Origin of the sequence: Mycobacterium sp. E787 (assembly GCF_001668725.1) — a bacterium.
In the GTDB taxonomy this organism is placed as follows: domain Bacteria; phylum Actinomycetota; class Actinomycetes; order Mycobacteriales; family Mycobacteriaceae; genus Mycobacterium.
On record NZ_LZKL01000066.1, the window covers coordinates 1 to 831 of the forward strand.

Genomic DNA, 831 nt, shown 5'->3' on the forward strand with positions numbered 1-831 from the left:
GCCTGCCCGGCCAGGTCCGAGGTCACGGAGCTGAATGCGCTTGCCGCCGCGCTCAACTCACTGCGGATCCCGTCCCAGGCCGCCGCCGCCAACATTGGCGCTGACCCGGCACCGGAGAACATCCGGGACGAATTGATCTCCGGCGGGAGCACCAAAAAGCTCATGACCGCGGTCCCTTCTCAGCAGCGAGCCCCGGGAGCCAAAGTGTGCCTTCGCTCGGGTTCACACGCAACCGCGACTGCGAGCGCTTGATCCCTGCGGTCCGGTCCGCAACGATCGTGCGGCGGCCGGGATTGGATTCCCGCCTAACGGGGTATGGGGCAGGCCGGAGAATGTACGTTGCTCCAGTGGCTGCTGAAGGTCTGATCAACGACGATCGAGGGGAGCAGTGATGAACTTTTCGGTGTTTCCGCCCGAGGTCAACTCGGTGCTCCTGCTTGATGGGCCGGGCCCGGGGCCGATGCTGGAGGCGGCGGCGGCCTGGGACGGGATCCGCAGTGAGTTGAGCGCGGCGGCAAGCGCATTCAGCTCCGTGACCTCGGACCTGGCCGGGCAGGCCTGGCAGGGCCCGTCGGCGGCGTCCATGACCAACGCGGCCGCCGGGTACGTGGACTGGCTGGGCGGGGCGGCCGCGCAAGCCGAGCAGTCGGCGGCCCAGGCGCGGGCGGCGGCCGTCGCCTACGAGGCCGCGCTGGCGACCATCGTGGACCCCGGGTCGATCACGGCCAATCGCGGCCAGCTGGTGTCGCTGGTGATGTCGAACCTGTTCGGCCAGAACGCGCCGGCGATCGCGGCGGCCGAGGCCGAATACGAGCAGATGTGGGCCCAGGA

2 protein-coding genes are annotated in these 831 nt (G+C 69.6%); one reads left to right on the top strand and one right to left on the bottom strand.

The features are described 5' to 3' along the window. Window positions 1-164: PPE domain-containing protein (locus A5705_RS27280; protein ID WP_082956486.1), on the bottom strand; the 164-nt coding region annotated here is incomplete at its 3' end. Between the two features lie 227 nt (window positions 165-391). Here A5705_RS27280 and A5705_RS14990 point away from each other — a divergent pair. Next, the coding region (locus tag A5705_RS14990; RefSeq protein ID WP_231982340.1) for a PPE family protein at window positions 392-831 on the top strand (440 nt) is incomplete at its 3' end.